This is a genomic window from Niallia sp. M35 (assembly GCF_050971705.1).
Taxonomy (GTDB): Bacteria; Bacillota; Bacilli; order Bacillales; family Cytobacillaceae; genus Niallia; species Niallia circulans_A.
Genome location: NZ_JBPCEP010000002.1, coordinates 89,565 through 115,293 on the forward strand (window position 1 = coordinate 89,565; position 25,729 = coordinate 115,293).

20 protein-coding genes are annotated in these 25,729 nt (G+C 35.5%); 18 read left to right on the top strand and 2 right to left on the bottom strand.

What is annotated here, in order from left to right; all coding sequences use genetic code 11:
* Positions 1–25 precede the first annotated feature (25 nt).
* Complete coding sequence (locus NiCM35_RS02535; RefSeq protein WP_123257238.1) at positions 26–1,711, bottom strand: L-lactate permease; 1,686 nt, start codon at positions 1,709–1,711, stop codon at positions 26–28.
* Positions 1,712–1,965: 254 nt separating this feature from the next.
* Here NiCM35_RS02535 and NiCM35_RS02540 point away from each other — a divergent pair, with 254 nt between their 5' ends.
* The 13 genes from NiCM35_RS02540 to clpB all read left to right on the top strand — a co-directional run bounded on the left by NiCM35_RS02540 (position 1,966) and on the right by clpB (position 19,237).
* Positions 1,966–2,694, top strand: a complete 729-nt coding sequence (locus NiCM35_RS02540) for a FadR/GntR family transcriptional regulator (protein ID WP_095330035.1) — start codon at positions 1,966–1,968, stop codon at positions 2,692–2,694.
* 434 nt (positions 2,695–3,128) lie between these two features.
* Positions 3,129–3,848, top strand: a complete 720-nt coding sequence (locus NiCM35_RS02545; protein WP_123257239.1) for a (Fe-S)-binding protein — start codon at positions 3,129–3,131, stop codon at positions 3,846–3,848.
* Between the two features lie 17 nt (positions 3,849–3,865).
* Positions 3,866–5,293, top strand: coding sequence for a LutB/LldF family L-lactate oxidation iron-sulfur protein (locus NiCM35_RS02550; RefSeq protein WP_163187651.1), 1,428 nt, complete (start codon positions 3,866–3,868; stop codon positions 5,291–5,293).
* Positions 5,293–6,009: a LutC/YkgG family protein gene (locus NiCM35_RS02555; protein WP_095330032.1), complete on the top strand. Its 717-nt coding sequence runs from the start codon at positions 5,293–5,295 to the stop codon at positions 6,007–6,009. Before NiCM35_RS02550 ends, NiCM35_RS02555 begins: the two co-directional genes overlap by 1 nt.
* Before the next feature lie 558 nt (positions 6,010–6,567).
* Positions 6,568–7,602, top strand: a complete 1,035-nt coding sequence (gene argC / locus NiCM35_RS02560; RefSeq protein ID WP_095330031.1) for an N-acetyl-gamma-glutamyl-phosphate reductase — start codon at positions 6,568–6,570, stop codon at positions 7,600–7,602.
* A 12-nt stretch (positions 7,603–7,614) separates the two neighbouring features.
* Complete coding sequence (argJ, locus tag NiCM35_RS02565; protein WP_095330030.1) at positions 7,615–8,850, top strand: bifunctional ornithine acetyltransferase/N-acetylglutamate synthase; 1,236 nt, start codon at positions 7,615–7,617, stop codon at positions 8,848–8,850.
* Between the two features lie 12 nt (positions 8,851–8,862).
* Positions 8,863–9,636, top strand: a complete 774-nt coding sequence (gene argB, locus NiCM35_RS02570) for an acetylglutamate kinase (protein WP_095330029.1) — start codon at positions 8,863–8,865, stop codon at positions 9,634–9,636.
* On the top strand, positions 9,633–10,790 hold the full coding sequence (gene argD / locus NiCM35_RS02575) for an acetylornithine transaminase (RefSeq protein ID WP_095330028.1): 1,158 nt from the start codon (positions 9,633–9,635) through the stop codon (positions 10,788–10,790). The genes argB and argD overlap by 4 nt, the downstream gene beginning before the upstream one ends.
* Before the next feature lie 78 nt (positions 10,791–10,868).
* A complete protein-coding gene (locus NiCM35_RS02580; RefSeq protein WP_095330027.1) occupies positions 10,869–11,951 on the top strand; it encodes a carbamoyl phosphate synthase small subunit in 1,083 nt (360 codons plus the stop codon).
* Positions 11,944–15,066, top strand: coding sequence for a carbamoyl-phosphate synthase (glutamine-hydrolyzing) large subunit (carB, locus tag NiCM35_RS02585; RefSeq protein ID WP_095330026.1), 3,123 nt, complete (start codon positions 11,944–11,946; stop codon positions 15,064–15,066). Before NiCM35_RS02580 ends, carB begins: the two co-directional genes overlap by 8 nt.
* The gene (gene argF / locus NiCM35_RS02590) at positions 15,063–16,010 is read left to right on the top strand and encodes an ornithine carbamoyltransferase (RefSeq protein ID WP_095330025.1); all 948 of its coding nucleotides are present in this window, start codon (positions 15,063–15,065) and stop codon (positions 16,008–16,010) included. The genes carB and argF overlap by 4 nt, the downstream gene beginning before the upstream one ends.
* Before the next feature lie 236 nt (positions 16,011–16,246).
* The gene (locus NiCM35_RS02595) at positions 16,247–16,426 is read left to right on the top strand and encodes a YjzC family protein (protein ID WP_047942478.1); all 180 of its coding nucleotides are present in this window, start codon (positions 16,247–16,249) and stop codon (positions 16,424–16,426) included.
* 210 nt (positions 16,427–16,636) lie between these two features.
* The gene (gene clpB, locus NiCM35_RS02600) at positions 16,637–19,237 is read left to right on the top strand and encodes an ATP-dependent chaperone ClpB (RefSeq protein ID WP_123257242.1); all 2,601 of its coding nucleotides are present in this window, start codon (positions 16,637–16,639) and stop codon (positions 19,235–19,237) included.
* A 175-nt stretch (positions 19,238–19,412) separates the two neighbouring features.
* Here clpB and NiCM35_RS02605 read toward each other — a convergent pair whose 3' ends face one another.
* On the bottom strand, positions 19,413–19,604 hold the full coding sequence (locus NiCM35_RS02605) for a YjzD family protein (RefSeq protein WP_047942476.1): 192 nt from the start codon (positions 19,602–19,604) through the stop codon (positions 19,413–19,415).
* Between the two features lie 284 nt (positions 19,605–19,888).
* On the opposite strand from NiCM35_RS02605, the gene NiCM35_RS02610 reads away from it, so the two are divergent.
* The 5 genes from NiCM35_RS02610 to NiCM35_RS02630 all read left to right on the top strand — a co-directional run bounded on the left by NiCM35_RS02610 (position 19,889) and on the right by NiCM35_RS02630 (position 25,724).
* Positions 19,889–20,626 (top strand): alpha/beta hydrolase family protein, encoded by a 738-nt coding sequence (locus tag NiCM35_RS02610; RefSeq protein ID WP_095330023.1) that lies wholly within the window; start codon positions 19,889–19,891, stop codon positions 20,624–20,626.
* 163 nt (positions 20,627–20,789) lie between these two features.
* A complete protein-coding gene (locus NiCM35_RS02615) occupies positions 20,790–21,575 on the top strand; it encodes a Rossmann-fold NAD(P)-binding domain-containing protein (protein ID WP_123257243.1) in 786 nt (261 codons plus the stop codon).
* A 22-nt stretch (positions 21,576–21,597) separates the two neighbouring features.
* Positions 21,598–22,617, top strand: coding sequence for a BMP family ABC transporter substrate-binding protein (locus NiCM35_RS02620; protein ID WP_249928263.1), 1,020 nt, complete (start codon positions 21,598–21,600; stop codon positions 22,615–22,617).
* A gap of 253 nt (positions 22,618–22,870) precedes the next feature.
* Positions 22,871–23,671, top strand: a complete 801-nt coding sequence (locus tag NiCM35_RS02625) for an SDR family oxidoreductase (protein WP_123257244.1) — start codon at positions 22,871–22,873, stop codon at positions 23,669–23,671.
* 118 nt (positions 23,672–23,789) lie between these two features.
* Positions 23,790–25,724: a BglG family transcription antiterminator gene (locus tag NiCM35_RS02630; RefSeq protein WP_123257245.1), complete on the top strand. Its 1,935-nt coding sequence runs from the start codon at positions 23,790–23,792 to the stop codon at positions 25,722–25,724.
* Positions 25,725–25,729 lie beyond the last annotated feature (5 nt).

Genomic DNA, 25,729 nt, shown 5'->3' on the forward strand with positions numbered 1-25,729 from the left:
GAGACTGCTCTTCTTTTTAATTTTTTTAAGGGATCATCCAAGAAAGTACATTGTGTTGCAGGAAAGTAATGAGACATACTATTAATAGTAGGAATACACTATGTTTTAAGGTAAAGCGTAGTAGCTCGGATTCTTTACCAGCAAGACCAACAGCTGCACAAGCTACAGCGATAGATTGTGGAGATATCATTTTTCCAGTAACTCCTCCACTTGAGTTAGCTGCAATAGCAAGGACAGGATCCATACCAACAGACATTGAAGTTACTTTTTGCAGATTTCCAAACATTAAATTGGCAGATGTGTCAGATCCAGTAATAAATACACCAAGCCACCCCAATACGGGAGAAAAAAATGGAAATAAAGCTCCTGTCTTAGCTAAGGTCATTCCAAGTGTTGTCGACATACCAGAGGCATTTGTTACATAGGCAAAACCGACTACAGATGAAATGGTTAAAATTGGAAATTTCAACTCATGAAGGGTCTCCTTTGCTGTTGCATACACATCTTTCCAAGAAAGGCGGGCAATATATTTTGTTACAATACAAGAAAATAAAATGGCAGTTCCGGCAGCTCCTAACACTTCTAATTTGAAAATAGCTGCAACTGCTTCACCAGTGCCATTAATAATTTTATTGTTAAGTAATGGAACTTCTGGCAGAAAAGTCAATCGTTCCCCCAACCCATTAATACCTTTTAAAATAAAATTTGTCCCTTCATAATGGCCAGTTAGTGCATTTTTTATAACAGGTATCCCCCAAAGGGAAATGAAAGCAGTTAATACTAAAAAAGGAGACCATGCATGAAAAATCTGACCAGGAGAGTATGTAGGATCTGGAGCTTTTTTTATCTCAGCTGAAGCGGCTGTTTCTAATTCACCTTTAAATCGGAAAATTGTTTTTGGTTTCCAGAACTTTAGTAAAATAACTAATGCAAATAAGGAAACTAACGCAGATAAAATATCAGGCAATTCAGGTCCGAGGAAGTTAGAAGATAAATATTGTGTAAGTGCAAATGATATACCTGATACTAAAATAGCAGGAAGTACTTCCCATACACGTTTAAAACCCGCCATAATAATGACAAGATAAAACGGAATGAATACGGAAATAAAAGGCAATTGTCGACCAACCATTTTTGATATTTCAAAAGCCGGAATACCAGTTGGTCCCTCAACAGCAGTAATTGGGATACCTATCGCTCCGAATGCAACAGGTGCCGTGTTAGCTAATAAACAGATGCCTGCAGCATATAATGGATTAAAGCCTAATCCAGCTAAAAGAGCAGCAGAAATAGCAACAGGTGCTCCAAAGCCAGCAGCGCCTTCTAAAAATGCCCCAAATGAGAAAGCTACAAGCAATGCTTGAAGTCTACGATCCTCTGTAATAGACAAAATAAAATTTCGTATGATAGAAAATTGTCCGCTTTTCACTGTTAATTTATATAAAAGCACTGACGTGACAATAATCCAGCCAATAGGTAATAAGCCATAAACAATGCCTTGGCTCGCAGACATAATACTCATTCCAACAGGCATATTGAAAGCGGTTACGGAAAGGAGTAAAGCAAGAAGCAGGGTTGTAATTCCAGCCATATGTCCCTTCATGCGTTTGATGGCAAGTGCCCAAAAAAAATATAAGATTGGAATTACGGCAGCTATCGCGGATAATGCTAAATTGTCGCCAACAGCAGTGAAGTCTTGAGTAAACGTCATTATTTCAGCCCCCTTAATTTTTTACTTACGATTTCTTTCTAATGAATGTTTGATCTAAATTATCAGATGAAGTAATCGTTATCATAAATAAATTGTAAAATATTAGGTCATCTGATGACTCGATGAACCTATTATAAAATGAGAGTTTTTAAAAAACAACATAAAATTGACAATATTATGTCTTTTTTTATGCAAAATGTAACTTTTAGCAGTATAATAACAATAAAAAGGATGAACGCGTTGGAGGTAGAACGATGGAATTTAAGCAGATCCGTCCAAAAAAAATTTATGAAGAAATTGCAGAAGCCTTGCATGAAGGAATTCGCTCAGGAGCTTTAAAGCCTGGAGAAAAGTTGGCATCTGTACAGCAGCTTGCCGAAAACTTCCAAGTAAGCCGTTCAGCCGTAAGGGAAGCACTTTCCGCATTAAAAGCTAAAGGGTTAATTGAAATGAAGCAAGGGGAAGGTACTTATGTGAAAAGGTTTGAAGCCGATCAAATTTCTTTTTCTTTTCCTACAGCAATTTTGATGAAGGAAAAAGATCTAAATCACCTCCTTGAAGTAAGAAGGATTATGGAGGTAGGTGCTGCAGCTGCAGCAGCGAATAAACGTACAAACGAAGATTTGCAAAAAATGAAACAGGCGCTAGAAGAAATGAAACAGGCAAATGGAGTAGAAGAATTAGGTGAAAAGTCAGATTTAAACTTCCATTTAGGCGTAGCAGCAGCTTCACAAAATCCTTTGCTGGTAAATTTATTGCTCAACGTTTCTGATATAATGCAGGAAGCAATGAAAGAAACAAGACGTTTATGGCTGTTTTCTAAACAAACAACAACGGAACGACTTTATGAGGAACATCTTACTATTTATGAGTCTATTTTAGAAAAAAACGCGGAAAAAGCGAGTGAGGCGATGCTTTATCATTTACAAAAGGTAGAAGCAGTGCTTCAAAAGTATTTTGCTGAAAAAGAACAGAAGGTATGATCCGCTATTGCAAAATTGATATTTGCATTTTTTATTCTTGCAAATTTTAGCGACAAAGTCTATATTAATGAAAGCGCTTCATGGAAATATTTATTTAAAATTACTGTAATGAGGATGGAACATAAAATATATAGGACTTGGTATAAACCGCTGTTTATTTAGACATACATAATCTCAAATGTCTCACTAATCCCAGCTGAGTATGCTTGTGTTCTGGTTGTTCCAACCTTCCAACTAATTCATTTTTCTAAAATCTACTAATTTTTAGGAAGTAGTCTAAATAAGCAAAATCAAATAGGGGGGAAGTATGTAACTCTTTTTATCTATTTATCGTGAGCCAGTCTTATTGTAAACAAGTCATCTGATGACCTGTTCATAGGAATATAAACATCAAATGGGTAGTACATTTATTCTTAAAAAGGGGGATATTTAGGATGAAAGTGACATTATTTGCTACATGTCTAGTTGATATGTTTCAAAGTGATGTGGGAAAAGCAACGGTGGAATTATTAGAAAGACTAGGATGTGAAATCGATTTTCCTGCGACACAAATATGCTGTGGCCAGCCATCTTATAATAGTGGGTATGTAAAGGAAACAAAGGAAGTGATGAAAACAATGATGAAATCCTTCCAAGATGCAGAATATATTGTCTGCCCTTCTGGTTCTTGTGCCTATATGTTCCATGAGTATCAGCATATTTTTAAAGGGGATCCAGTATGGGAGCCCATTGCAAAAGAACTTGCTGCTAAAACATTTGAACTAACACAGTTTATTGTTGATGTTTTAAAAGTGGAAGATGTGGGAGCAACTTTCAATGGGAAGGTCACCTATCATACATCCTGCCATATGACGAGATTACTAGGGGTAAAAGAGGCTCCTATTAAGCTATTAAAAAATGTAAAAGGAGTAGAGTATACTGAATTACCATTAAAAGAGAATTGCTGTGGTTTTGGAGGAACTTTTTCTGTGAAAATGGGGCAAATATCTGAGCAGATGGTGGACGAAAAGGTAGCTTGTGTAGAATCAACAAATGCCGAGTATGTAGTTAGTGCAGATGCAGGCTGCTTAATGAATATTGGGGGAAGAATTACTCGCAAGGGTAAACCAATTAAAGCTTTACATATAGCAGAAATTTTAAATAGTCGAGCCTAACAGGGGGATGAAAAGCTATGTCGATGAAAACAAGTTCACAAAAATTTAAAGATAGGGTGTCTACAGAACTAGGAAATGACTTTATGCGTGGAGCTGTCTCCAAAGCACAGCAAACGATTCAAACGAGAAAAAACAATGTGACAGAGGCAATGGGAAACTGGGAGGATTGGCGTTCGCACGGGGAAGAAATTCGCCAGCATGTTTTAGAAAATTTAGATTATTATTTATATGAATTAAGCGAACAGGTGGCAAAACGTGGCGGTCATGTCTATTTTGCTAAAACGGCAGAAGAGGCAAGTGCCTATATTGAACAAGTGGCAAGAGATAAAAACGTGAAAAAAGTAGTAAAAGCAAAGTCTATGGTAACGGAGGAAATCTCGTTAAATCAAAAGTTAGAAGAGGCAGGCTGTGAAGTAATTGAAACAGATTTAGGAGAATATATTCTGCAAGTAGATGACCATGATCCTCCATCTCATATTGTGGTTCCGGCCTTGCATAAAAATAAAGAACAAATCCGGGATGTATTCACAAAAAAATTAAACTATACAAATACTGAAAAGCCAGAAGAATTAGCATGGCATGCAAGACAAGTGCTTCGAAATCAATATTTAACGGCAGATATGGGAATTACAGGCTGCAATTTTGCTGTAGCAGAAACAGGCTCGATTACACTCGTAACAAATGAAGGTAACGCTGATTTAGTTGCAGCACTTCCGAAAACACAAGTTGTCGTAATGGGAATGGAGCGCATTGTTCCCACGTTTAATGAAATGGAAGTATTAGTGGGGATGTTGACAAGAAGTGCCGTTGGCCAAAAGCTTACAAGTTATGTAACAACATTAACGGGTCCAAAAGAAGCTGGGGATGTGGACGGACCAGAGGACTTTCATCTAGTGATTGTAGATAATGGTCGTTCAGATATTTTAGGTGGAGAGTTTCAATCTGTTCTCCAATGTATTCGCTGTGCAGCATGTGTAAATGTTTGCCCTGTATATAGACAGGTTGGTGGACATTCCTATGGCTCTATTTACTCTGGACCAATTGGAGCAGTACTTTCTCCACTATTAGGTGGATATGAAGAATATAAAGAGCTTCCCTATGCTTCTACTCTTTGTGCTGCATGTACAGATGCATGCCCAGTTAAAATCCCGCTTCATGAGCTGCTGCATAAGCATCGACAAGTAATAGTCGAAAAGGAAGGGAAAGCCCCAATCTCTGAAAAAATGATATTCAAAGCATTTGGCATCGGTGCTTCTTCGCCAAAGCTGTATAATATAGGCTCGAAAATCGCACCAGCTATGACGAAACCATTAGTAAAAGGAGACAAGATTACAAAAGGGATCGGAATGTTAAAAGAATGGACAGATATTCGTGATCTTCCTGCCCCAAATAAAGAGAGATTTCGTGATTGGTTCAAGAATCGAGAGAAGGAGGAGGAAAAATAATGACAGGAACAATCCATAACAGAGATGCTTTTCTTGAAACCATTGCATCGAGATTGGGCAGACAAAGAAAAATAAAACTTGAAAAGCCAAAATGGAATTATTGCCCACAAGAAGAAGTGCTTAAAGATGCGTCAAAGGATGAGTTAGTTGAAGTATTAAAATCCCAATGTACACTTATTCATACTGATTTAGTCATTACTTCACAAAAGGAATTGAACCATACACTTCATCATTTAATAAAAGAATTTGGTGGCGGGAAGATTGTTACTTGGAAAGATCCACGTTATCAGCAATATGGATTAGAACCACTATTAAAAGAGAAACTGCCTGATGAGAATATCGATGTCTTTGAATGGGATGCCTCCTTAGGAAAAGAAAATATTTCTAAAGCAGAACAAGCGAATATAGGGATTACCATAAGTGAACTTACGTTAGCGGAATCAGGTACTGTTGTTGTGTATAGTGGAAAAGATCGTGGCAGAACAGTTAGTTTTTTACCTATAAATAGTATTGTAATCGTTCCAAAAAGTACAATTGTGCCAAGAATGACGCAAGCAGCAAAAGTTTTACGGGAAAAAGTACAAAACGGAGAAGTACTCCCATCTTGTATTAATTATATCACGGGGCCAAGTAACTCAGCAGATATTGAAATGGATTTAGTAGTTGGTGTTCACGGACCTGTAAAAGCTGCCTATATTGTGGTAGAAGATCTATAGATAAGCATTTTGTGAAAATTTCTGACACCACGAGATAAAACCCTCATATGATGATGTTGTTAAATGAATTTCTATTGACGGAAATTTTAGGAAGAGAATGAGAGATGGATATTTGATTAGATTGTTTTTATAAATTTTGCTGTTTAGTGCCTGCAGTCTGAATACACTTCCCTTTCGACAGTCACTCGAGTATTTGCAAGAAGTAGAATGTCCCTTAAGCTTTTACAGGAGGCTAAGTGTATTTTGGCTGCTTTGTTTTTGATGAATTTTGTATTTTTATAAAAGGCATATATCGTGCAGGCTTAAAAATTTTTATGAAATTTCTGCTGATAATATCCTTTATTCTAATCATTTTCGTTTTGTTAAGTCTCTCTCATCGCTAATTATGGAAATGTTATCCTCAAATACCTTATTAATTATCAGAAAAATGAGAAAACAATTACTTTTATGAAAAAGTGTTGATTTTATATGAAGTAGTTTTTATAATAAGAGAATCTTAGATTAATAAATATAAATAAAAATGATTAAATATACATTTATACTCGGAAGGAGGAAGTTATGAAAGTATCTATAATTGGTACAACAGGATATGGTGGTGCAGAATTAATCAGAATTTTGCATAGTCATCCTTCATTCACAATTAAGTCTGTACATACAACAAGAGATGAAGTCCCAGTATGGAATGAATATCCTCATTTATTTAATATAATGGACAACAAACTAGAACCAATTAATCCAGAAAAAATAGCAAAAGAATGCGATATTGTTTTTTTTGCTACTCCTACAGGTGTATCCGGAAAGCTCGTTCAAGAATTCGCAGATAAAGAGATTCAAATGGTTGATTTATCTGGGGATCTGCGCTTAAGGAGTACAGGTGATTATCAGACATGGTATAAAAAGGAGCCTGTTTCCACTGACCTTATTGATAGCTTTGTTTATGGGCTTTCTGAATGGAATAAAGAAAAAATTGCTACCAGCACGAGAATTTCCAATCCGGGATGTTATCCGACTGCCACCCTCTTAGGATTAGCACCCCTAGTAAAAGAAAACTTGATATTGCCAAATAGTATTATTGTGGATGCTAAATCTGGTATTTCAGGAGCGGGTAGGAGTCCCTCAAGAGCTAATATGTTTGCTGAGATGAGCGAAAATTTTAAAATTTATAAAGTGAATGAACATCAGCATATTCCAGAAATAGAACAACAATTAGCTGATTGGAATTCTGAATCGAAAGCTATTACTTTTTCTACCCATCTTATGCCGACAAGCAGAGGATTAATGGCAACCATATATGCTACCTTAAATAAAAGTGTCACAAATGAACAAATTCATGATTTATATACAGAAATTTATGCAAACAGTCCTTTTGTGCGGGTGAGACCACTTTTTACCTATCCTTCGATAAAAGAAGTTAAAGGCTCTAATTTTTGTGATATTGGAATAAATGTGGATGAACGGACTAGCAGGATAACGATCGTATCGGTTATTGATAATTTAATGAAAGGGGCTGCGGGTCAGGCTGTTCAAAACGCAAATATTATGAATGGCTATGAGGAAACAGCTGGTTTGCAGTTTCTGCCGCTTTACCCATAAGGAGGAGCCAACGTGCAGATTATGAATAATATTCAATCCCATATAGAGGAGATAAAGGATGGGAATATCGTATCACCAATTGGCTATAAAGCTGCCGGTGTCCATGCTGGACTTCGATACAATAAGAAAGATATTGGCGCAATAGTAAGTGCCGTTCCAGCAAATTGTGCCGCTGTATACACAGCAAGTCACTTTCAAGCTGCACCATTAAAAGTAACGCAGGAATCTATTGCCAAAGAAAAACGAATTCAAGCAATTGTCGTAAATAGTGCTTGTGCAAATGCATGTACAGGGGAAAAAGGCTTAAAGGATGCCTATGAAATGAGAAAGATCATGGCCAATTATCTTCAAATAAAGGAAGAATATGTGGCAGTTTCTTCAACAGGTGTGATTGGTGAATATCTGCAAATGGATAAAATGGAAAAAGGAATTAATCAATTAATCTTTCATTCTACTCCCCAAAATGCAGAAGCATTTCAAGAAGCCATTTTAACGACTGATACAGTAATGAAAAAATGTTGCTATTCTGCAACTATTGCGGGGGTAACTGTTACGATGGGAGGAACAGCAAAGGGATCTGGCATGATTCATCCTAACATGGCAACAATGCTTGGATTTATTACGACAGATGCAGCCATCCCATCGGAAGTTCTTCAAGCTGCGTTAAGTAAGGTGATTCCTACTACCTTTAATCAAATTACAGTAGACGGAGATACTTCTACAAATGATACAGTCCTTGTACTGGCAAATGGCATGGCAAAAAACGAACCTCTTACCGAAGAGCATCCGGATTATCCGGTCTTTGTGGAGCTTTTATCTACAACATGTGAGAGTCTGGCTAAACAGATTGCTAAAGATGGTGAAGGTGCAACAAAGCTAATTGAAGTAAAGGTTTCAGGAAGCAATAATGACGAAGAAGCACGCATTATTGCGAAACAAATAGTAGGCTCTAATTTAGTGAAAACTGCAATTTATGGATCAGATGCTAACTGGGGAAGAATTATCACCGCTATCGGTCAAACAAAAACAGCCGTTAATCCATCAAGAGTAGACATAGCGATTGGCGATATCCTTATGCTTAAGGAAAGTGAACCACAGTCGTTTTCAGAACAAACGGCAATCGAGTATTTAAACCAAGATTTTATTCAGATATTTGTAGATTTGCATAATGGCAAGGGCGAAGGAAAAGCCTGGGGCTGCGATTTATCTTATGATTATGTCAAGATAAATGCCAGCTACAGAACTTGAGGTGATACTGTAGTGAAAACCATTGTTATAAAATGTGGCGGAAGTGTAATCGATCAACTAACATCAGAATTTTTTACTAGTTTAAAAAGGTTAAAGAATAAAGGCTATCAACTAGTTTTCGTCCATGGAGGCGGTCCTGATATCAATGAAATGCTTGATTATTTTCAAGTGAAAGCTGCCTTTCACAATGGACTTCGTAAAACGACGAAAGAGGCGTTGGAAATAGTCGAAATGGTCCTGTCTGGCAAAACAAATCGTAAGCTTGTTCAGTTATTAAGAGAACATGATTTGAATGGGATTGGACTCAATGGAACGGATAATAATTGCATAAATGCTTCTCTTATTGATGAAGAAAAGCTTGGACTAGTCGGAGAGGTATCCCAAGTTAATATCAGGTTGCTTTCCTCCCTTTTAGAAGAAAATTTGATTCCCGTCCTAACACCATTAGGGATTACAGAAGACGGAAGAAAATTAAATATTAATGCAGATTATGTAGCATCGGCAGTTGCGAAGTATTTACATGCCGAACAATGCCTTTTTGTAACAGACGTGGCAGGAATTTTAATAGATGGAGAACTTCAAGCAAGAATGGCACAAGAGGAAATCACTCATTACATCAATACTGGACAGATCAATGGAGGCATGATTCCGAAGGTTACCTCTGCTATCGCAGCACTGGAAAGTGGGTTAAATAGTGTCATGATTATATCAGGAAAAAAACAGTTTTTTGATGGTGAAGAATTAATCGGAACAAAAATTGTTGTGAAAGAAGGGATTGTAGAATGAGTCATTTATTCCCAACCTACTCAAAATGGGAAATAGAGCCAGAATCTGCACAGGGGAGTTATTTGTATAGTAAAAATGGTGGCGTTTATTTAGATTTTACTTCAGGAATAGGAGTATGTAATTTAGGGCATTGCCATCCAGAAGTAAAAGATGCTGTTGAACAACAGTTAAATAAATTTTGGCATGTTTCGAATCTTTTTCCATTAGAAGTGCAGGAAAAGGCAGCAGAAATATTGACGAAGGCATCAGGGTTAGATCTTGTTTTCTTTGCGAATAGTGGGGCAGAGGCAAATGAGGCAGCCATTAAACTAGCTAGAAAAGCAACAGGAAAAACAAAAATTCTTACTTTCCAGCAATCCTTTCATGGCAGAACCTTTGCAACAATGTCAGCAACAGGTCAGGATAAAATAAAGCAAGGCTATGGACCGATGCTGGAGACATTTGAGTATATTCCATTTAACGATTTAAATGCATTAAAAGAACAATTAACAGAAGACGTAGCTGCCGTAATGCTTGAAATAGTACAAGGAGAAGGCGGTATATATGTAGCTTCTCAAGAATTTTTACAAGGTGTTGAAGCAATTTGCAAAGAAAAGGGTGTCTTGCTGCTAATTGATGAAATTCAAACAGGAATGGGTAGAACAGGAAAAGCTTTTGCCTTTCAACACTTTGGTATTAAACCTGATATTATTAGTGTGGCAAAAGGAATGGCAAATGGAATTCCAACAGGAGCTATTGTGGCAGATGGAAAGCTAAAGGAGTTCTTTGGTCCAGGAAGCCATGGCACCACATTTGGAGGGAATCCTTTAGCGATGGCAGCAGCTGTTAAAACGATGGAAATAATCTTTGAACCAGCTTTCTTAGAAGAAGTAAAGAAAAAAAGTGAATGGGTATTTAGCCTTTTAAAAGAAAAATTAGCCGGAAATCAACATGTAAAGGACATTCGAGGTTTAGGATTGATGATTGGAATTGAATTGGATATACCCGTTGCTTCGATATTAGGAGAATTAAGAAGAGAAGGCTTAATCGTTTTAAATGCTGGGGAAAAGGTTATACGTTTATTGCCAAGTCTTAATACTTCACAGGAAGATTTTATTAAGGGAATGGAAATAATACAAAAAAGTTTAAATATTCATGCAAAAGTAACAATCTAATATGTATTTTTTTGCATGATGATGTATAATTATAAGAAATAAAGAGTAACTATACATTCATTATAGAGGTGTTAACAAATGGAAGGTTATCTTCACTTAAGCAATGGTGTGAAATATAAAGGTGAGTTCGTTACAACTAGCGATGCCAAAGAAATAAAGGGAGAAATCGTATTTTTCACTGGAATGACAGGATATCAGGAAGTACTAACAGATCCCTCCTATAAAGATCAAATTATTGTTTTTACGTACCCGTTAATTGGAAACTATGGCATAAACAAAGAAGATTTTGAAAGTAAAAAGCCACATGTTGCAGGAGTTATTGTATATGAATCGAATAGTGACGCATTCCATTATCAAGCTGAATATTCCTTACAGCAATATTTAAATAAATGGAATATTCCAATGCTAGCACATGTTGATACCCGTTCTATTGTAAAAAATATAAGACAATCTGGTTCTATGCCTGCCGTTATCACAGGAGAAAAAGAGATTTCCATCCCTGCATTTTCTTTAAAGGAGGATGTCAAAGTAGCAAAGGTTTCGGAAATGAACTTTCAAACGTATGGACAGGGTGAATATCATATTGTCCTTGTTGATTTTGGAAAAAAGGAAAGTATGTTAACAGCATTATTAGAGCGTGAGTGTAAAGTCACGGTTGTTCCCTATAATACACCATTTACTAGCATTAAATCACTGCAGCCTGATGGCATTCTCTTATCAAATGGACCTGGGAATCCAAAGGAGTTAATCAGTATTTTACCAACGATTAAAGCGATGATTAAGCATTACCCAACTCTTGGTATTTGTTTAGGACATCAGCTTGCAGCATTAGCTTTAGGGGCAGAAACTACCAAACTATCATTTGGACATAGAGGAGCCAATCATCCTGTAATGGATCGGAAGAAAAAGAAAGTGATTATGTCCTCTCAAAATCATAGCTATGTAGTAAAAGAAGAAAGTCTATCTGCTACAGGTTGTGAAGCAAGATTTTATAATCTTCACGATGGATCAGTAGAAGGGCTGTCTCACAGCATTTATCCACTGCAAACGGTACAGTTTCATCCAGAGGCAAATCCAGGTCCTTCAGAAGGATGTTATATATTTGATGAATTTATAGAAAATGTTAAAGCAAATAATGGGAGAGTTTTCGCATATGCCTAAAGACACGACGATAAAAACCATACTTGTAATAGGATCAGGACCAATTGTAATTGGTCAGGCAGCTGAATTTGATTATGCTGGCACACAAGCATGCATGGCTTTGAAAGAAGAAGGATATAAAGTCATCCTTGTAAATAATAATCCGGCTACGATAATGACAGATGAAACTTTTGCTGATTCGATTTATTTTGAACCATTGACAGTAGATGTATTAGAAAAGGTTATTCAAAAAGAAAAGCCTGATGGAATTCTTGCTACTTTAGGAGGTCAAACGGGATTAAATCTGGCATTTCAATTAAGTGAACAAGGCATCTTAGAAAAGTATCAAGTGAAATTGCTGGGAAGCTCTATTGAATCAATCAAAAAGGGAGAAGATAGAGAAGCATTTAGAGAATTAATGTATCAATTAAATGAACCAGTACCAGAAAGTAAAATTGTGCATAAAGTCGATGAAGCGATAGAATTTGCAAATGAAATTGGCTTTCCTATCATTGTTCGTCCTGCCTATACCTTAGGTGGAACAGGCGGTGGTATCGCTGGGGATATGGAAGAATTCATTAGTCTAGTATCTGGCGGTTTGAAGGAAAGTGCCATTGGTCAATGCTTAGTGGAAAGAAGTATTGCTGGCTTTAAGGAAGTAGAATATGAGGTAATGCGTGATAGTATGAATACATGTATTACCATTTGCAATATGGAAAACATCGATCCAGTCGGAATTCACACGGGGGATAGTATCGTTATTGCTCCGTCTCAAACATTAACAGATGTAGAATATCAAATGCTTCGTTCTGCTTCTATTAAAATCATTTCCGCCCTAGGAATTATAGGTGGATGCAATATCCAATTTGCATTAGATCCGAACAGTAAGAAATATTATTTAATTGAAGTAAATCCAAGGGTGAGTAGATCATCCGCCCTTGCATCAAAAGCTACTGGGTATCCGATTGCTAGAATGGCTGCAAAACTGGCAGTTGGTTATTGTCTCAATGAGCTAATTAATCCAGTAACAGGAGATACATTTGCAAGCTTTGAACCGGCATTAGATTATGTCGTAGTAAAAATACCAAAGTGGCCATTTGATAAATTTCCTACTGTATCAAGAAAACTCGGCACGCAAATGAAGGCGACAGGAGAAGTAATGGGAATAGACCGCAATCTGGAGCGGGCCTTGCTAAAAGCAATCCATTCTCTTGAGATAAAAGGAAATGATTTAATTCTTCGAGAATTAAAAGATATGTCAGTGGAAGTATTATACGAGAAAATGCTGGAACAAACGGATGAAAGATTTTTTATCATTTTAGAACTAATTAGGAAAGAGGAACCAATTGCTAAAATACATGATTTAACAAAAATCGATTTATTCTTCCTTCATCGATTTAAAAGATTGATTGAGATGGAGAAAGAAATATTCCATACTTCCCTCCAAACAGTAACAAAAGAGAGTTTGCTGCAATGGAAAGAAAAAGGGTTTAGTGATGCTTTCTTAGCAAATGCGTGGAATTGCTTTGAAAAAGAGGTAAGAGAAAAACGCAAACAGTTACAAGTGATGCCTATTTATAAAATGGTTGATACTTGTGCAGCAGAATTTAAAGCAAAAACTAATTACTACTATTCCAGCTATTATGGTGAAAATGAGCAAAATAAAAGTGCTAAACGAAAAGTACTTGTTATCGGCAGTGGTCCCATCAGAATTGGTCAAGGAATAGAGTTCGACTATTGCTCGGTTCATGGCGTATTTGCCTTAAAAGATGAAGGTCTGGAAACAATCCTTATTAATAATAATCCAGAGACCGTGAGTACAGATTTTGCCACGGCAGATCGTTTGTATTTTGAACCATTAAGCGTGGAAGATATTATGAATGTTATCGAATCAGAAGGGATAGAAGATGTCATTGTCCAATTAGGAGGTCAAACTGCTCTTAATGTAGCAAAAGAACTGGAATCCTATGGTGTCCATATACTTGGAACAAACAGTGACACAATCGATGTTTTAGAAGATAGAGATTTATTTTATAAGCTATTGGAAGAAGAAGATATTCCTCATATCCAAGGAGATAACGCAGAAAATGAGCAGCAGATTATTGCTTCAGTCAAGAAGATAGGCTATCCAGTTCTTATCCGTCCATCTTATGTGATTGGCGGCAAGGGAATGGAACGGATAAATAATGAAGCAGAATTACAATCCTATTTACGAACGGATGTACCTTACCCTGTCCTTGTTGATCAGTTTATGGAAGCTTCAGAAGCAGAGTTGGACTTAGCAACAGATGGAATCGATATTTGTGTCCCGACGATTATGGAACATATCGAGAAAACGGGCGTACATTCGGGAGATAGTTTATCTATATTGCCTGCTAAAAATTTATCAGTAAGCGTAAAAGAAAAAATGATCACTTACGCAAAAAAAATTGTTCAGCATACAGGCTATAAAGGACTAATGAACATCCAGTATATTATCAATAAAGAAGAGGTATATGTATTGGAAGTAAATCCTCGCGCTAGTCGAACAGTACCGATTGTAAGCAAAGTAACTGGTGTACCATTAGTACAAATTGCGACAAAAATATTGCTTGGGAAATATACATTGACTGAAAAAGAAAAAACATATTCGGATGATATAGAATTTACTTGTATTAAGTATCCTGTTTATTCCAATTATGCTTTAAAAGGGCTAGATTCTAAATTGGGACCAGAAATGCGTTCTACAGGAGAAGGCATTGCACTTGCAGAAACGGTAGAAGATGCGTTGAGAAAAGTATTTCACCCTACTTTAAAGAAAATGCCAAAACAGGAGATGAAAATTGTTTTAAAAACAACAGAAGATCTAGCAGATCTTTATGAAAAAGCAGACCAAGTCCAATTATCAGTTGAAATCGCTGATAGCCAGACAGTCGAATCGTTATTAGCAGATAAGAGTACAGTTGCCTTTTATAATCCAACAAACTTACAAGAAGATCGACAATCTCGCGAATTAGCAACGAGAAATCGTATTATTACCTTCACGCAAAAAGAAAGTCTCGAAGCATTTATTTCCTCTTTTAAAGGAAAAGACATAACCGTTCATTCGATTCAGGAATGGCATACAAATATAAGAAAAGGAGTGAGTACAGTATGATGATTACATCTAATCTAGATTTAAAGGGAAAAGATTTATTAACATTGGCTGACTATTCAAAAGAAACAATCCTTGAATTATTAGATAAGGCGAAGGCAATAAAAGAATCACACTTAAAGGGAGAAATAATAGCCCCTCTAAAAGGAAAGACATTAGGAATGATTTTTGAGAAATCATCAACGCGAACAAGAGTCTCCTTTGAAGCGGGGATGACTCAGCTCGGAGGGCATGCACTATATTTAAATAGTCGAGATCTGCAAATTGGCAGAGGGGAAACTATATCAGACACCGCAAAAGTGTTATCCCAATATGTAGATGCCATTATGATACGTACTTTTTCTCATGATATTGTCGAAGAATTAGCAGAGCATGCAACCATACCTATTATCAACGGATTAACGGACTTATATCATCCATGTCAAGCATTAGCAGATTTACTTACTTTATTGGAAGTAAAAGGGAGTTTGGAAGGTCTAAAGCTTGCGTATATCGGGGACGGAAATAATGTGGCTCATTCTTTACTTATCGCTTGCTCGAAAGTAGGAGTCGATATTTCCATTGCGACACCACCAAATTATGAAGTCGATAAAAAAGTGGCGGAACTTGCCTATTCTTTTGCAAAAATAAGTGGCAGTAAAATTGTCCTTACTCATAATCCTATAGAAGCTGTTCGGGAGGCCGATGCTATCTACTCAGATGTATGGACCAGTATGGGGCAAGAAGCGGAAAATGAGCAGCGTTTAAAAGATTTCCAAGGCTTTCAAATTAATGCAGAATTAGTGAACCATGCAAAATCGGATTACATTTTTTTACACTGTTTACCAGCCCATCGTGAAGAAGAAGTAACATCAGAAATTATCGATGGAAGTCATTCCTACGTCTTTCAGCAGGCCGGCAATAGATTACATGCACAAAAGGCATTATTGGTGGAAATTTTAAAATAATTTTTGTGAAGACTGTTAACAGATACATGTTTGTTAACAGTCTTTTTAGTTTTTTTATAGGTATGTACTTATAGCATGCTCGAATGAAAATGTATTTATCAAATAAAAAGCCAGTCATTATTTTCCGTAATGTTCACTTTGAAAAAAGGTAATACTAATAAGCAGTTAAGTAACACGTTTTTTGCTTCGTGTTTACTTAGCATTTGAATTGGTAATGGATAAAGGAGGAGTTTATTTTGGGTCAAAATAGACAGTTTCGTCCAGGGCAAAAGGCACCAAACAATGGATTGTATATAGAAATTGGTGAAACCGGAAGTAACGTAAATAATCCTCAAATGCTAAAACTGAAAGCTGGAGACCGCTTTCCAGAAACATCGAATCATAATCGATTATGGACATATCAAAGAAAACCATAATAAGGTAACCCCAATATTATACGATGATACCAATACTCGTATAATGATTTAAAAAGGGATTTCTCTAAAGAGTCTGCTTCATGATGATTATCTCCTTGAGATCATTGTTTTGAATATACTCTTTGTCCAAGAGAGATCCCTTTACATATGGATAAATTATACTATAATAAAAACAAAGGTCAAAAAAGGTCAAAAAAGGAGTCTTGTAAAATGAACGTAGAGCAGATGACAGAAAGAGTCCAATTAGCCATAACTGAAGCACAATCCCTTGCAAGAAAAGAAAGTCATCAAGAAATAGATGATATTCATTTATTTATGGCAATTCTTCATCAACAGGATAATTTAATGACGGCCATTTTAAACAAGTTACAAAAAGATCCAAATAGAGTGAGCGATAAATTAGCGGAAGAATTAAAGAAAAAGCCACAAGTATCATTTAGTGGTTCTCAACAAGGTACGGTATATATAACTGCTGGTTTGCAGCAGCTTTTAATGAAAGCAGAAGAAGAGATGCGGGAATGGGAAGATGAATACTTATCTGTAGAGCATCTTATACTGTCAGCCTATAAAGTAGAATCCTCTGCAATAGGAAGAATATTGAAAGAGGAAGATATTTCATTAGCGGAAATAAAGAAAGTAATAAAAGAGATAAGGGGGACACAGAGAGTGACAAGCAAAAATCCCGAAGCGACATATGAAGTACTTAGTAAATATGGACGAGACTTAGTAGAAGAAGTAAAGTTGGGCAAGCTTGACCCAGTGATTGGTCGTGATAATGAAATTCGTAATGTAATCCGTATACTATCAAGAAAGACCAAAAATAATCCTGTTTTAATTGGGGAACCGGGAGTGGGAAAAACGGCTATTGTAGAAGGTTTAGCACAAAGGATCGTTCGAAAAGATGTCCCAGAAGGCCTAAAAGATAAAACTATTTTTTCTTTAGATATGGGGGCATTAGTAGCAGGAGCCAAATTTAGAGGCGAATTTGAAGAACGTTTAAAAGCTGTTTTACAAGAAGTGAAAAATAGTGATGGCAGAATCATTTTATTTATTGATGAATTGCATACAATTGTCGGGGCAGGAAAAACAGATGGTGCAATGGATGCAGGAAATATGCTTAAACCGATGCTGGCAAGAGGAGAGCTTCACTGTATTGGTGCCACAACATTAGATGAACATCGTCAATATATTGAAAAAGATCCTGCACTTGAACGCCGCTTTCAGCAGGTTTTAGTCTCAGAGCCGACAGTGGAAGATACGATTGCTATACTAAGAGGACTCAAAGAAAGATTTGAAATTCATCATGGTGTAAATATTCAAGATCGTTCTATTATTGCAGCTGCAACTTTATCGGACAGGTATATAACAGAACGCTTCTTGCCGGATAAAGCTATCGATTTAATAGACGAAGCTTGCGCGATGATTCGTACAGAAATCGATTCGATGCCAATTGAAATAGATGAACTAACAAGAAAAATTATGCAGCTTGAAATTGAGGAAGCGGCATTGCATGGAGAAGAGGATGAGCAAAGTAAAGCGAGACTTGCGGTTATTGCAAAGGAATTAGCTAATCACAGAGAACGTTCTAATGTCTTAAAAGCAAAATGGCAGCAGGAAAAGGATGCTTTACAATCCATCCATGAGAAAAAAGAACAGCTTGAACGAAAAAAGAGAGAGTTAGAGGATGCAGAAAATAATTATGATTTAAATAAAGCAGCTGAGCTAAGACATGGCAGCATTCCAAAATTAGAAAAAGAAATTAAGAAGATGGAAGAAAAGATAAAACAAGGACAAGAGAACCGTCTCCTTCGAGAAGAAGTGACAGAAGAGGAAATTGCCAATATTGTTGCAAGGTGGACTGGGATTCCTGTATCCAAGCTAGTGGAGAAAGAGAGAGAAAAATTATTACGCTTAGAAGCAATTCTGCAAGAAAGAGTGGTTGGCCAAGCAGAGGCAGTGCAGTTAGTCAGTGATGCAGTATTAAGAGCGAGAGCAGGAATAAAAGACCCAAACAGACCAATTGGCTCCTTCTTATTTTTGGGACCTACAGGTGTTGGGAAAACGGAACTTGCAAAAACCTTAGCGGCAACGCTTTTTGATAGTGAAGAGCAAATGATTCGTATCGATATGTCCGAGTATATGGAAAAACATGCTGTGTCTCGTTTAATCGGTGCTCCTCCAGGATATATAGGCTATGAAGAAGGGGGACAATTAACAGAAGCAATCAGAAGAAAACCATATTCTGTTGTCCTATTAGATGAAGTAGAGAAAGCTCATCCAGAAGTATTCAATATTCTGCTTCAAGTTCTTGATGATGGCAGGATTACAGATTCGAGAGGACGAACAGTGGACTTTAAAAATACAGTCATCATCATGACATCCAATATTGGTTCCCATCTTTTATTAGAAACGGGAGAAGCAGAGGAAATACCCGAAGTAATAAGAGAAGGCGTTATGAATCAATTAAATGGACATTTTAGACCAGAATTTTTAAACAGAATTGATGAAGTTATTTTATTCAAACCATTATCACTCGGAAATATTAAAGATATAGTATCCAAGCTAGTTGTTCAATTACAAGCACGCCTTACAGATCAGCATATCACTATTGATATGACGGAAAAGGCGAAAGAATTTGTTGCAAGAAATGGATTTGATCCAAAATTTGGAGCAAGACCACTTCGTAGATATTTACAGAAAACAATTGAAACACTGCTGGCAAAAGATATAATTGCTGGTAAAGTAAAAGAAAATGATCATGTCTTAATTGATGAAGAAGAGGAACAAATAATTTTAAAACATACTTTGTAATTTTCGACTATTAAGTGTTTGTAACAGCCTGAATACAATTGGACAAACGAGTAAATATTTGTATTCAGGCATGTTTTTATGGCTGCAATAAAAAAGGTGATTAAACAAAATACACGAATAGTATTCCCCTATTAGTGCATATATTTAATCACCCAATCTTACAATATACAGATTTTTAATGAGAACCTTTTTCATGAGCAGGTTCATCTGGAATAATTGCTGATAAAATGAAAACTAGTACGGAAAAGACAGCTGTCAGAATTAGCCCCATTGAAAAATTAAAAGGAACCCCATTCATTGAACCCACAACATAAACTAACATTTGAGCAAGTAAAAATGTCCAAAAAATTGTCATTATGTAACGCAACCGAAATCACCTCTTTATAGCTTGCTTATCATAACCATCTTACCACATCGAAGCTAAATAATAAATGTGAATGATAGAGCTTTCTTAAATTCTTCACTTTTTCCATTATAAATAGTATTTCCGATTCTGTTAATATGTCATTCCTTTAACAGAAATAGATAAAAAATCTGATTATTTTCTGAGATGACTCCGCATTTCTTCTTGAAATATAGGCAAACTCCCTTACGTTTTAATAAAAGAGACATACATTATTAGAAGGAAAATGCTAAAAAGGAGTTTTTAAGATGGAGAACCGGAACTTCCTGTTAGATACCGAATGGAACATGATACATTATCCTCATCGACCTAATGGTTTCGGTATCTTAATAATTGGAGACGAAAGAAATTATGTAACCGACAGTAATAGTTTTTGGAACCAAAATGAAGGAAAGCGGAATTTAATTGAATCGTTACGGGATAATGGATATACGATATTTTATTCCAATCTATATGGAAAGAACTGGGGCAGTGAAAAAGCTTTGCAATTGGCGAAAAGATTATATGAACATATTATTCGAACAGAAATATTAAACCAGAGAATTCATATAATTGCTGAAGGAATGGGGGCACTGACAGCGATCCAATTAATGATGGAGATGAAAGACAATATTCGATCTGTTGTTTTGCTAAACCCAATTTTATCTTTAAAAGAACATTTAGATAGAGAGAAAGAGCATAAGTTTTTTATAAAAAAGTTAACGAATGAGATAAGTATCGCTTTTAATACGAATAAGCAGGAGTTATTCGAAATGGTAAAGGAGAAAAAGGAGTATCAGTTAGATGAGGCAGACATCCCAACAAAAATTATTCACATTTTGCATAACGGTAGATCCTATTACCAATCAAATGGATTAAAAAAAGCTTCTGTAATTTGGGAAGAAAAAGACCTGCCTATTTTTGTTTCTTATGTATTACCGGAGAAAAGGAGTGCCATTCCGAAACAAATTGCTACGTTTTTTAAAAAATATGAAAAGTCGCTTTGAGAGAAAAGATGGTGTCCAAGTAGCATAGGCTATATTAGGCACCATCTTTTTTGAATTTTTCATAGAAGAATGGGTACTAAATCAAGCTTTTATTAAGCATATGAAATAATTGTCTTTTTTATTGCATATGATACATTAAGTAATTTTAATGGGAGGCTTTTTCATGAAGAAAGCTGTAATATTTGGCGTTTATCAGTTTGTGGGCTTTCATATATGCTCCGCATTATTAGAAGAAGGAGAGAAAATAATCGGCATCTCCTATCCGGAAGTTTCGATAGAAGATTTAGAAGATAAGAAAATGGAAATTGGGCGCAATGCGAATTTTAGTGAGAAAAGCTTGGATAAGCTCCCTTTTATTCTCCAAGATTCAAATGTACAACATATATATTTTGACCTTTATACATTAAAACAAATATCAATATACGAAAAGGTCCAAAGTCTGTTTTCAAATTTTCGAGATAAAGAAAAGAGCTGCGGTAAAAAGTTGATTTTTTTAGTGAATATTACTTCTATAGAGTCAGAAAGAGAGTTTGCAACCTTTTTAAAAGATAATTTAGTTGACCATGATATACAAGTAATTCATCTACCAACACTTTATGGTCCGTGGCAGCCAAATGATTTTTTATTTCAACAGATTGTAGAGGGAAAAGAGAAGAACGATATTCAGTTAAATGTACGCGAGTATACAATGGATGCAATTTTTATTGAAGATGCGGTAAGGGAAGTAGTAAAAATGACAACGAAAGGAAAAAATAATGATATTCTATTAAAGAGTAAGGAAATAAACCATTGGCAAAGATGCTTAGAACAATTACAATGGGATATACCAAAAACAAATAAGACATTGCAATTATCTCGAAATTTACAAGAAGTAATCATTGAAAACAAAGGGACGATAGAGGATAACATAGAAAAGCAAAAAAGGCATTACTTATTTAATAGAATTTAGCAGTATTATAGGAGTAAATACAATGAAAAGTGCATGGATGAACATTCGTAAATCAATAATTAGGGGAAAGCTTTTTTTTATCCTTCCTCTAATGGCGTGTGTTCTTTTCCTTTTTCTATTCTTTAATAGTTCACTGGAGAAACAAGGGAAAATAGAAAAAGTTGGTCTTCTTGTAGTTGGAACAGTAAATGATCAGGCATGGGGGACGCAAGGATATAAAGGATTATTAAATATACATACGAAACTTGGGGTAGATGTGTTTTATAAAGAGTCTATTGATTCTTACACAGTTGCAGAAAGAGCAGTGAAGGAATTACAGGGAAAAGGGGTCAATTTAATTTTTGGCCACGGCGGAAACTTTGTGCAGTATTTTAACATTCTTTCTCATAAATTTCCCTCCATCCATTTTGTTAGTTTAAATGGAAGAGAACCTGCAACACAACCGAATACAAGTAATATTAGACTAGAGAATTATCCGATGGGCTTTTTTGGCGGGATGGTTGCTGGACATATGACAAGAACAAATAAGGTTGGGGTTATTGGTGCATACGAATGGCAAGAGGAAGCCACTGGTTTTGAAGCAGGCGTCCACTATATCAATAAGGATGTAGATGTCTTGAAAGAATTCGTTAATGATTGGGATAACCGTGAAAGGGCAATGAACCTGTTAGATAAGGAGATCAGTCAACATGTAGACGTGGTTTATCCAGTTGGTGATAGTTTTCATGTGGGGATCCTGGAAAAAATGAAAGAAAATGGTTTATACGCGATTGGATATATTTCAGATCAGTCCACTATTGGGAAGTATGCTGTCTTAACAAGCACCATTCAAGATATCCCCAAGCTTTATGGGCAAATTGCTCAAGCATTTGATGAAGGCAAACTAAAGTCTGGAAATCGCTCCTGTGGGATTAGAGATGATACCATTTTTCTAGGGAAATATAGCCCCAATGTAGATAAAGAGTTTATAGAACGATTGGAAAAAGACTTAGACCGCTATAAGAATACAGGCAAGTTGCCAGATGAAATTAAATTAAAATAGAAAATCAAAAACAATTTCTCGAAAGAAAGCTTGATATCTTTTGAAAAATTGTTTTTTTTTTGAACAAAAAAATTTAAAAAATGACTAGGAATACTCGCTGCTTTGGCTGAAATGGAAGGAAATCATACATTTTTAAATTAATACAGGAGTCTGCACAATTATGTGCAAATAAAGGTATTAATGTAATAAAGAATGAGCTTTATACTAAAAAACATAGAAATGAAAACGCTTAATAATGAGGAGGGAAATTTAAATGAATAATTCATGGTTAGACCTGGAAGGGAAAGTTGCCATTGTAACAGGTGGATCTTCTGGGATTGGTTTTGCTATTGCAAAAGAGTTAGTTAATAATGGTGCGAAGGTGATTATCTCTGATTTAGTAGGAGAAGAGGGACAGCAAGCAGACGGTTCTTTTCTTATTAAATGTGATGTCACCAATAAAGAAAGTATTGATCGAATGATTAATAAAGTTGTTGAACAATATGGAAAGATTGACATTTTAGTTAATAATGCTGGTGTGAACTTACCAAGATTGCTAGTTGATATAAAAGGAGAAAAACCACAATATGAATTAAATGAAAAAGACTTTGACTTTATGGTTGCGGTTAATCAAAAAGGTCCATATCTTTGTGCACAAGCGGCAGCAAAGGAAATGCTGAAGCAAGGTAAAGGGGTAATTATTAATGTTGCTTCTGAAGCTGGTCAAGAAGGATCGGCAGGTCAGAGTTGTTATTCTGCTACCAAAGGAGCGCTAATCTCATTTTCTCGCGCATGGGCAAAAGAGTTAGGGACATATAATATTCGCGTAGTTGCTATTGCTCCAGGAATATTAGAGAAAACAGGTTTACGCACGAGTGCTTACAATGAAGCTTTAGCTTATACTCGAGGTGTTACTGTAGACGATCTATCAACTGATTACAGTAAATCAATTCCGATTGGCAGGGAGGGGAAATTAAAAGAGGTTGGTGATTTAGTATCCTATCTTGCTTCAGATAGAGCTAGTTATATTACAGGGACAACCTTTAATATATCAGGTGGAAAATCACGTGGCTAATAACTAACCATTTAATGAATAAATCAGTTAATATACCAATGCTTTATGATATATTTAGTGAATTGAATATAAGCATAGTTCATATATGAACAACAGGATATAAGGGTGTGGTAATTAAATGGCTGATTTAAATTCCAGTAGTCGCATAGGGAAAATTATAGAATTAACAGCTAAAAAAATGTATTGTCCTTTAGATTATCTTGCGCAACAAATGGGGATAAGTGCAAGAACAGTTCGGCTAGTTATTAAGCAATTTAATAAAGAATTAGAAGGAATAGCTGAATTGATTAATGAAAGAGGGAAAGGTTTTTTTTTGAAAATCCACAATCAGGAAAAGCTTAATAGGGTTATAGAGCAGTTTAATAAACTCTCTCAAATGGTTGATTCACCTCAAAGAAGAATCGCAACTGTTATCGATATGTTATTGAATGATGATGGAATAATAACTATGGATGAAATGGCCTTTGAGCTAAATTTAGGAAGAACAACATTAGTGAATGAATTAAAAAAAGCTTCAGTGGCTCTTGAAACGTATAATCTTGCCATCAAAGGAAAACAGAACAAGGGAATGTACTTAAAAGGTAGAGAAATAGATTTGCGATTTTTTATACTGGATAATTTATTTCCATATCTTTTCACCGAAGATTCATTGGATAAAGATATTAAAGAAGCAATTATAGAAGTGGCCAATCATTATGACTTTGAGATAAGTACGAAAGATAGATTACTTCATTCTATTATTATTATGCTTGATCGTTTTTTAAAAGGTCACTCTATAAAAGAAATGGATGATAACTACCATAAGATAGTAAATTCACCTGATTTCAATATAGCCTTAGAAATAGGCAAAGTTCTTGAAAGGAAATTATCTATAAACCTACCTAGATGTGAGATTCTTTTTATTGCATTGCCAATCGTCGGGAGAAGGACACCAATTAATAGTCATTCCATTGAAGGTATTATAGTAACAAAGGAAATCACGAATCTTTTGGATAATAGCATCACTTATTTAGGGTTTAATTTAAATAAGGTAAAAGAAAGTGGAGATTTTTATAAGGATTTACAATATCATCTTACTTTTATGATAAATCGATTAATGTTTAATATCCAGTTGAAAAATCCTTTATTAGAAGATATCAAAGGAAAGTACCCCTTGGCATATCAAATGTCAGAAATAGTTGGAGAAAGTATTTTCAAAGAATATGGAATGAAAGTTTCAGAAGAAGAACTAGGATATATCGCATTATACTTTGGTATTTTCATTGAGAATAACAAGGACAATCTAAAGAAATTAGAACAGGTAGTAGTGGTATGTGGAACTGGTAGAGGGACAGCAAAAATTGTCGCAATGCAGCTGAAAAAAATACTCGACCCCCATACTAAAATAGATATCTTTTCTGAAAATGAATTAAGTAAGAATACATTAGATAAGTATGATATTGTCTTTTCGACAGTTAATATACCCTATGCCATTCAAACGCCGTTAGTTATCCTTAATGAAATCTTTGATGAGAAAAAGGTTCTGCAACAAATCGAACATATTAGTTACTTAGATAAATTTAAAATAAAAGAAAATAGTAGTACAAGTTTCCATTCTGTTATTAAACTACTGCTAAATAAACAAAAATTCTTTATTTTAGATAAATCGTTAAGTTACTCAGAAAATCTAAATTGGATGGTTGATCAGCTAACTTTAAATGGTTATGTGGATGATGGCTTCAAACAGCGCTTGCAAATAAGAGAAGAAAAAGGGTCGATGATATTTGATAAATATATTGCACTTCCACATACCCTCAATTATCAGTCAGACAAAATAGAGCTGGCGGTAGGGATTTTTCCAGAAACAGTCTGGCAGGATAATCATGCGTTAAAGTTAGTGTTTTTGTTAGCTTTACCAGAACATACAGAATATGATGCTAGTTTATTAGTGAAAATTTATGATGAAATTATTAATATATCTTCTAATACAAAATTAGTGAATAAATTAATTCAAGTTAAAAAATATGAAGATTTATGTCTTTATCTCGAGGATGGAATAGAGAAGGATATTTAGGATGT

Coding starts and splice junctions, on each gene's coding strand:
- NiCM35_RS02535 (WP_123257238.1), bottom strand. CDS start 1,711: ATGACGTTTACTCAAGACTTCACTGCTGTTGGCGACAATTTAGCATTA.
- NiCM35_RS02540 (WP_095330035.1), top strand. CDS start 1,966: ATGGAATTTAAGCAGATCCGTCCAAAAAAAATTTATGAAGAAATTGCA.
- NiCM35_RS02545 (WP_123257239.1), top strand. CDS start 3,129: ATGAAAGTGACATTATTTGCTACATGTCTAGTTGATATGTTTCAAAGT.
- NiCM35_RS02550 (WP_163187651.1), top strand. CDS start 3,866: ATGTCGATGAAAACAAGTTCACAAAAATTTAAAGATAGGGTGTCTACA.
- NiCM35_RS02555 (WP_095330032.1), top strand. CDS start 5,293: ATGACAGGAACAATCCATAACAGAGATGCTTTTCTTGAAACCATTGCA.
- argC (WP_095330031.1), top strand. CDS start 6,568: ATGAAAGTATCTATAATTGGTACAACAGGATATGGTGGTGCAGAATTA.
- argD (WP_095330028.1), top strand. CDS start 9,633: ATGAGTCATTTATTCCCAACCTACTCAAAATGGGAAATAGAGCCAGAA.
- NiCM35_RS02580 (WP_095330027.1), top strand. CDS start 10,869: ATGGAAGGTTATCTTCACTTAAGCAATGGTGTGAAATATAAAGGTGAG.
- carB (WP_095330026.1), top strand. CDS start 11,944: ATGCCTAAAGACACGACGATAAAAACCATACTTGTAATAGGATCAGGA.
- argF (WP_095330025.1), top strand. CDS start 15,063: ATGATGATTACATCTAATCTAGATTTAAAGGGAAAAGATTTATTAACA.
- clpB (WP_123257242.1), top strand. CDS start 16,637: ATGAACGTAGAGCAGATGACAGAAAGAGTCCAATTAGCCATAACTGAA.
- NiCM35_RS02610 (WP_095330023.1), top strand. CDS start 19,889: ATGGAGAACCGGAACTTCCTGTTAGATACCGAATGGAACATGATACAT.
- NiCM35_RS02615 (WP_123257243.1), top strand. CDS start 20,790: ATGAAGAAAGCTGTAATATTTGGCGTTTATCAGTTTGTGGGCTTTCAT.
- NiCM35_RS02620 (WP_249928263.1), top strand. CDS start 21,598: ATGAAAAGTGCATGGATGAACATTCGTAAATCAATAATTAGGGGAAAG.
- NiCM35_RS02625 (WP_123257244.1), top strand. CDS start 22,871: ATGAATAATTCATGGTTAGACCTGGAAGGGAAAGTTGCCATTGTAACA.
- NiCM35_RS02630 (WP_123257245.1), top strand. CDS start 23,790: ATGGCTGATTTAAATTCCAGTAGTCGCATAGGGAAAATTATAGAATTA.